This is a genomic window from Capillibacterium thermochitinicola (assembly GCF_013664685.1).
In the GTDB taxonomy this organism is placed as follows: domain Bacteria; phylum Bacillota; class UBA4882; order UBA10575; family UBA10575; genus Capillibacterium; species Capillibacterium thermochitinicola.
The window spans coordinates 1-5,809 of sequence record NZ_JAAKDE010000055.1 but is presented as its reverse complement, the minus strand read 5'-3'; the positions used below and the strand labels follow the sequence as shown (position 1 = coordinate 5,809).

Here is a 5,809-nt window from a genome sequence, read left to right as displayed (position 1 = left end):
ATCGAATTGACCGAAATACGCGCAGTAGATTATGGCAATATCAATTTTCCAAACGGTCTCTTAGCAAAGGCCTGAACAATGGATGTCTGCTTTTTACCCCATACAACGGGAAAAGTTGATGAATAATCAGTTCCCTGTTTATTAAGAGAACCATAAAAAATATGAATTGGACCAAATACTTGTTAATTCTAAACCCCTCAACAATCCCGCCAATGTCTCCACCGAAAATAAATGGCATTATCGATAAGTTAAGAGGATCAAATAACAGAAAGAAAAAGGTTACCCAATATCCAAATGTTCTAAAAAAGGCACTTTTATAATTGGCAACATTCTTTCGATAGATAAATAATAAATATCCAATTGTAAGAGTAATGATATTACTCATCCCGGAGATGAACCCCCATTTTATTCCGCTTCTGTCAGGTACCGGCGTTTTAAAATGAACTTCAAAACCATAGTACTTAACCTGAAATGATGCAAATTCGTTAAACATACTGGCAACAACAGCATGCGTCCCCTCGTGCACAATAACAAACAATAAGATCGCCAAAACTAGGGGTATATATCTTTTCATTTTTGCCTTCCTCCAGACTTAAAGAGTCAAGTCGCTATATCGTACATTTTGTCCTCCTATAAACATTCGTACCGGGCTTCATTTTCCGGTCTAAAATGCCACTAACTACCTACATTGTTGTAATTCTTAAATTCTCTACCGTAAAACTCTTCCCCAGATACTTTTTGTTGGTTGTTTCTGCTTTTAGCTCCACATTCAAACCTGGCTTCTCCCATGACTCAAAAGATAGACACGTCGTCCCCATGTCATATTTCAGACAGTTTCCATGTTGTTCGGCATCAGGGAATAGCTTCCGGATATACCCCCAGGCTTCTTCGGAAAAATTTCCTCTCACAATGGCTTCTTTGATCCCTTCGATCCCATTATCGGCTGCATTCGGGACCATGTATGCTTTCATTTTTTCCATAATATCCGGACTGTCCAATTCTCCGTAACAAATCTCCAAATCAGTTCCGGGAATAGAAGCAGTAAAGATACTCCTCCACGGCATCGTCTTCTTGAATAGCCCAAAAAACCAACGGAAGCTAATCCGTTCGGGGTCACTGACGGGAATTCCCCTACCCTTTAATTCTTCTCTTATCTCATCCAATTTGTCGGTCATTAAGTAAATGGCAATAATCCCGCGATGCCCGTTATTATACTTTTCCACCCAATCAGGTTTCCATCCCCCGCCATCCTTTTTCTTCAACCACACCATCTCAAGATATTGCAGTCCGATCCATATATTAGCCACCTTGAACCCCTTGGTTCCCTTTCCCCATGTTGGTTCAAAGGGATAACCTAAAGGTTCAATCTGTTTCTTTAATTCTTTCAGTTTTTCCATATTGTTATCAATATTTACCACAAAATGATCCAGCCTGACCATTAATTATCCCCTTCTTCCATTACCCAATTATGCATTCGCCTAACGCTCACCGACTACCGACGGTCGGGGACTTATAAACTTTGCGCGACTATCTTCAATGACTTTAATTACCGCCATATCTTAATAAATTTTCTTCTAGCCACTTAGCGACACCATCGTTGTCATTTGTGTCACAAACGTAATCCGCGATCATTTTAATCTCATCGATGGCGTTGCTCATCGCCACACCTAAACCAAATTTCAGGAGCATTTCCTTGTCATTGATGTCATCGCCGAAGGCTATGATCTCACCTTTCGGTATATTAAACTCTTCTGCCACTGCCAAGACCCCATTAAATTTTGTTGCCGCTTTATGCATGATCATCGCCAAGTTGTCCCTAGTCAAATTTAAATATAACTCTTTGGGCAGAATTGGGGTAATCAAATCAATTTGATTTGGATCATCGATTAACACATATAATTTATCCGCACTGCCCGAGACATCCGAATAATCAGTTACCATGAAATTATTAATGTAACTCCATTTTTCATTCACCTTAAAATTAGCATAATGAATCCCTTCGACTTCGGCGGCAACCATAAAGTTTCTATGCGATAATTCCCGTAAAAATGGGATGAAAATGTCTGCGGAAATTGTCCGCTCGTATATTAGTCTGTTGTCAACAAAAGCCTTGGCGCCGTTCAGCAAAACATAACCATCAAACAATTCGTAATCTACCAAGGTTTTGGCACTACCGCCTCTGGCGGTGGCAAAGATAAATTTTATGCCTCGTTGACGAACTTTGTTGATTACATCAACGGTATACTTGGAAATAGATTTATCCGTCCTTAGAAGCGTTTCATCCAAATCGGTTACAACCATTTTAATCATGTTCTCACTCAACCTTAGCATTATTGCATGCAGTACAAGTCCATTACTCCGCCGCACAACAGAGCTTATACTTCCACAGTTAACTCGCGTAATGTGGTAAATTCTTTTCTTCGTCAAAATATTTCTCAATACCGATTGCTTTAATCTTTTTGTTTTTCCTTATCCACTTTTCTCTCAAATCATCAGGAAATCCAGTTTTATCACACGGAAAACCCTTACATTCATAACAGAATTGGATGTTCTGATTTTTAGTACACTCCGGTACAATACAATTTTTATTCATACAATGGTCTTCTCTACAACCATTACATTTAACATCGGCAAGATATTCTAAAACCTCTTTAAAAGCACTATATTTTCCTGAAATAGGCCTGGAATCCGGGGCACTTTGCAAAAATGAATCATAAGAACATAAAACATATAAAAGTTTCTTTGCCGCTTGATTTATTACTCCATCTTTCATGGCATCACATGTATAACAAAGTCGTCCACAAGGGGCAATCAATCTTAAAAGATTATTGTTATCCACATTATCCTCCCTTTCCATATGCTCTTATTAAATAATTAACTACATTAATCCCCCAATGATTTTTTATCAATTTCCTTTGTTATTAATGATTTTGAAATTTGCATCGCGTTAATGATCTTTTTCAAGCGAGTATAATGGGGAGTACCTTCCTTAATTTTAAGCTGCGCTTTCTCACTTTTGCTTATAATTGAAGTTATGGGAGGTAGTGCTTCCAGTAATTCCTCTTTTGTATAATTTTCTACACTACAATCATTTGCCATTAATGCTTTTGAAATACACAGTGCCTTTATTCTATTTTTAAGGAGTGAATGCTGAGATGTGCCTGCTAAAAATTTCAACTGCATTTTTTCACAGTTTTTAATAATTGACAATATAACCTGTAAACCTTCTGTCAATTCTTCTTTGGTATATTTGCTCATAACGTGTCACCTCAAAATCATGTTTTACTATCATTTCGATATCCCGGTGATCAAAATCATATAAAAATGCAGTTTTTAATATAAATTTGGCCGGATTGCCTTGACCTCCGCATCCCCTTGCACAAACCCTTACAGTTAGATGAATTTCATTTCGGAATTTTTCGCGGATTAGTGATCAAATTGTAGATCCCTGAATAACTATTAAAACTACAACAGCGACCCAGTTCCATAATATTACTGAAGGAGGGCCATCCGGTCCAATTTGTAATCCTAACAAGTTTAAAACCTTATTTATATACTTGGGAAAATACGCAATTAATACCCCAAAAAAGACAACCAATAAATGTAACGAACTGTATTGCTTTTGTGTGGAAGTGGGTACGTCTTTCAAAACAATTTCACCTCTAAAATCTTAAATTTAAAATAAGTGCCATACTATACTGGTAGGCAATCATTCTCTTATCATTTGCTCCGCTTTTTCAATGATCACCCTAAACTCACCAGTATTACTGATCTCATCAATAGTTCTCGGTTCAATAGGTGATAGACTGTGCTCTTGAATTTTCAATTCGTAGCATTTAACATCATGCCAACTACCAAACTTATAACCGGCCTTATGATATACACCTACTTCTTTAAAGCCAAATGCCTCATGGAATCTTTCACTTTTTATATTGGGTACGGTAACGGCAACATAAGCATTGTAAAAACCTTGAAGCCTCAATAACTCAATCAGAGCAAAATAAAGGGCTCTCCCAATCCCTCTCCGGTGATGGTCCTGATTTATATAAATAGATAAACTTACTGACCATTTATATGCTTCACGTTCCCGAAAACGAGATGCGTAGGCATAGCCTGCGATACGCTTGTTTATTTCACAAACCAGCCAAGGATAATATTTCCTGATCTTAGCTATTCTTTCTTTAAACTCCATGATGGTTGGGATGTCATATTCAAATGTATATGTAGTATTGGTGATGTATGGGGCGTAAATTTCTAAGAGTGAATCGCTATCGTCTTCAGTAGCAAGTCTGATTTTCTTATCGTTTAACATTAATTACCTCCTTTATTCCTCTCTCGCAACGGTCATCATTCTCGGTCCCCATACCGGTTCGTTTTTCATTAGCCGCGCAATCTCCAATATTATTATCCATACCCGGCCTTCATCCTTATAAGTCTTTAAATTATACCAAAAATACCCTCCACCGATCTTTTATATCGCCGGAGTTTTTATGTTAAAACCTGTTGAACAGTTCTTCGATTAAAATACTGATACCCTAAAACACAAATTGGAATAAAGTATGCACACCAGATTTCAAGGAGTATGCTTCCAACATAATCACTTGTCCCCTTTGTAAATATGGGAAACATGGGCACAAACAGACATGGTAAAAAGAAAAGCCCATGAAGCCAAAGCATCCACCTGAACACCCTGTCGGCTTTACACATTGGTTCGACCAAAAATGCCATAATAAATGTGGTTAAGGACATGAAAGCATACCCTAGTAAATCATAGTTAAAAAAGAGGCTTCCAGTATACCCAAAACTGATAATTGACAGGGTTTCATCGCTTAAGGCAGTATTCAACCTGACAGTTGTACATTCGGCATAGTAAACCAGTAATATAATAACAGCATAAATAGCGGAAAAAGCCACTCCCGAATAACCGACAGCCTTATGGTCAGATCTTTTATTGATGGCAAATAATGCACACATAAAAGGAATAAAGCCTATGGCGATAAATATACTTGCTAAACAACTCGCAAATATTCCTTCAGCAAAAATCATTGATATGGCAAATGCCAGCACGGCAAGACCGGTTACTATTGAACCAATTTTCCCCATAACAATATTCATAACAACACCTTTTCCCTTAAATTGTGTGCTTAATCTTTTATTCTATATAAACACAACATAGCGTTTTGCCTTACGAAGTTCAAGTCAATATGAAAGTAAGACCACCCACCATTACACTTAATTATACCTGTATGGTAATAACTCATGTAATTTTACTGCTTTGTTATTATCAACTAATACCTCAGTGTCAAGATTTTCATTATTAATTTGATAAATAAATTCTCTACATCTACCGCATGGTGATAATATTTTGCCTTCCTTACCAACCGCAACAATCTTGACAATTCTTGATTCTTCATTAGTTATCATTTGGGCTATAGCAGAATGTTCAGCACAAAAACCCATACCAGAAGGTGTATCTATACAAACCCCAACATAAACATTACCTTTTTCAGTCACCAAAGCACTTGCTACCGACGCTACATAACAATCTTTTGATATTTGTCTAGGTTTTAATTTTGCCAAGGCAATTTCCTTTAATTGATCAAATGTCATTTATATCCTCCAATCCTAGCTTTAACGTGACACACTAGCACGGTTAAAATTATACCACCAAAGTCAAAATCACTTTATAAACAATCACTCTAGATTTGCAACTCGATTTCTGTATCAGAATATCCCCAAACTGGTTATTTTCTTAAATTTTTCAATTTTCATAATTTGTATCAATATTTAGGGTTTCCTGAAAAAGTCC

General features: G+C 37.0%; 8 protein-coding genes. All 8 read right to left on the bottom strand.

The features are described from left to right. Positions 1 to 40: 40 nt before the first annotated feature. The 8 genes from G5B42_RS11245 to G5B42_RS11210 all read right to left on the bottom strand — a co-directional run bounded on the left by G5B42_RS11245 (position 41) and on the right by G5B42_RS11210 (position 5,610). Entirely contained in the window at positions 41 to 574 is a 534-nt protein-coding gene (locus tag G5B42_RS11245) for a hypothetical protein (RefSeq protein ID WP_181340566.1), read from the bottom strand. A gap of 109 nt (positions 575 to 683) precedes the next feature. Further along, the gene (locus tag G5B42_RS11240; protein WP_181340565.1) at positions 684 to 1,439 is read right to left on the bottom strand and encodes a hypothetical protein; all 756 of its coding nucleotides are present in this window, start codon (positions 1,437 to 1,439) and stop codon (positions 684 to 686) included. Positions 1,440 to 1,542: 103 nt separating this feature from the next. Next, the gene (locus tag G5B42_RS11235; protein ID WP_231133540.1) at positions 1,543 to 2,322 is read right to left on the bottom strand and encodes a Cof-type HAD-IIB family hydrolase; all 780 of its coding nucleotides are present in this window, start codon (positions 2,320 to 2,322) and stop codon (positions 1,543 to 1,545) included. A 67-nt stretch (positions 2,323 to 2,389) separates the two neighbouring features. After that, entirely contained in the window at positions 2,390 to 2,839 is a 450-nt protein-coding gene (locus G5B42_RS11230; RefSeq protein ID WP_181340563.1) for a DUF3795 domain-containing protein, read from the bottom strand. A gap of 44 nt (positions 2,840 to 2,883) precedes the next feature. After that, entirely contained in the window at positions 2,884 to 3,258 is a 375-nt protein-coding gene (locus tag G5B42_RS11225) for a hypothetical protein (RefSeq protein WP_181340562.1), read from the bottom strand. Positions 3,259 to 3,709: 451 nt separating this feature from the next. Continuing rightward, positions 3,710 to 4,312, bottom strand: coding sequence for a GNAT family N-acetyltransferase (locus tag G5B42_RS11220; RefSeq protein ID WP_181340561.1), 603 nt, complete (start codon positions 4,310 to 4,312; stop codon positions 3,710 to 3,712). A gap of 176 nt (positions 4,313 to 4,488) precedes the next feature. Then, entirely contained in the window at positions 4,489 to 5,115 is a 627-nt protein-coding gene (locus tag G5B42_RS11215; RefSeq protein ID WP_181340560.1) for a hypothetical protein, read from the bottom strand. A gap of 117 nt (positions 5,116 to 5,232) precedes the next feature. Further along, complete coding sequence (locus tag G5B42_RS11210; protein WP_181340559.1) at positions 5,233 to 5,610, bottom strand: cytidine deaminase family protein; 378 nt, start codon at positions 5,608 to 5,610, stop codon at positions 5,233 to 5,235. Between the last annotated feature and the right edge of the window lie 199 nt (positions 5,611 to 5,809).

Bases quoted from the DNA above. Each gene is read 5' to 3' on its own strand.
- G5B42_RS11245 (WP_181340566.1), bottom strand. From the start codon at position 574: ATGAAAAGATATATACCCCTAGTTTTGGCGATCTTATTGTTTGTTATT.
- G5B42_RS11240 (WP_181340565.1), bottom strand. From the start codon at position 1,439: ATGGTCAGGCTGGATCATTTTGTGGTAAATATTGATAACAATATGGAA.
- G5B42_RS11225 (WP_181340562.1), bottom strand. From the start codon at position 3,258: ATGAGCAAATATACCAAAGAAGAATTGACAGAAGGTTTACAGGTTATA.
- G5B42_RS11220 (WP_181340561.1), bottom strand. From the start codon at position 4,312: ATGTTAAACGATAAGAAAATCAGACTTGCTACTGAAGACGATAGCGAT.
- G5B42_RS11215 (WP_181340560.1), bottom strand. From the start codon at position 5,115: ATGAATATTGTTATGGGGAAAATTGGTTCAATAGTAACCGGTCTTGCC.
- G5B42_RS11210 (WP_181340559.1), bottom strand. From the start codon at position 5,610: ATGACATTTGATCAATTAAAGGAAATTGCCTTGGCAAAATTAAAACCT.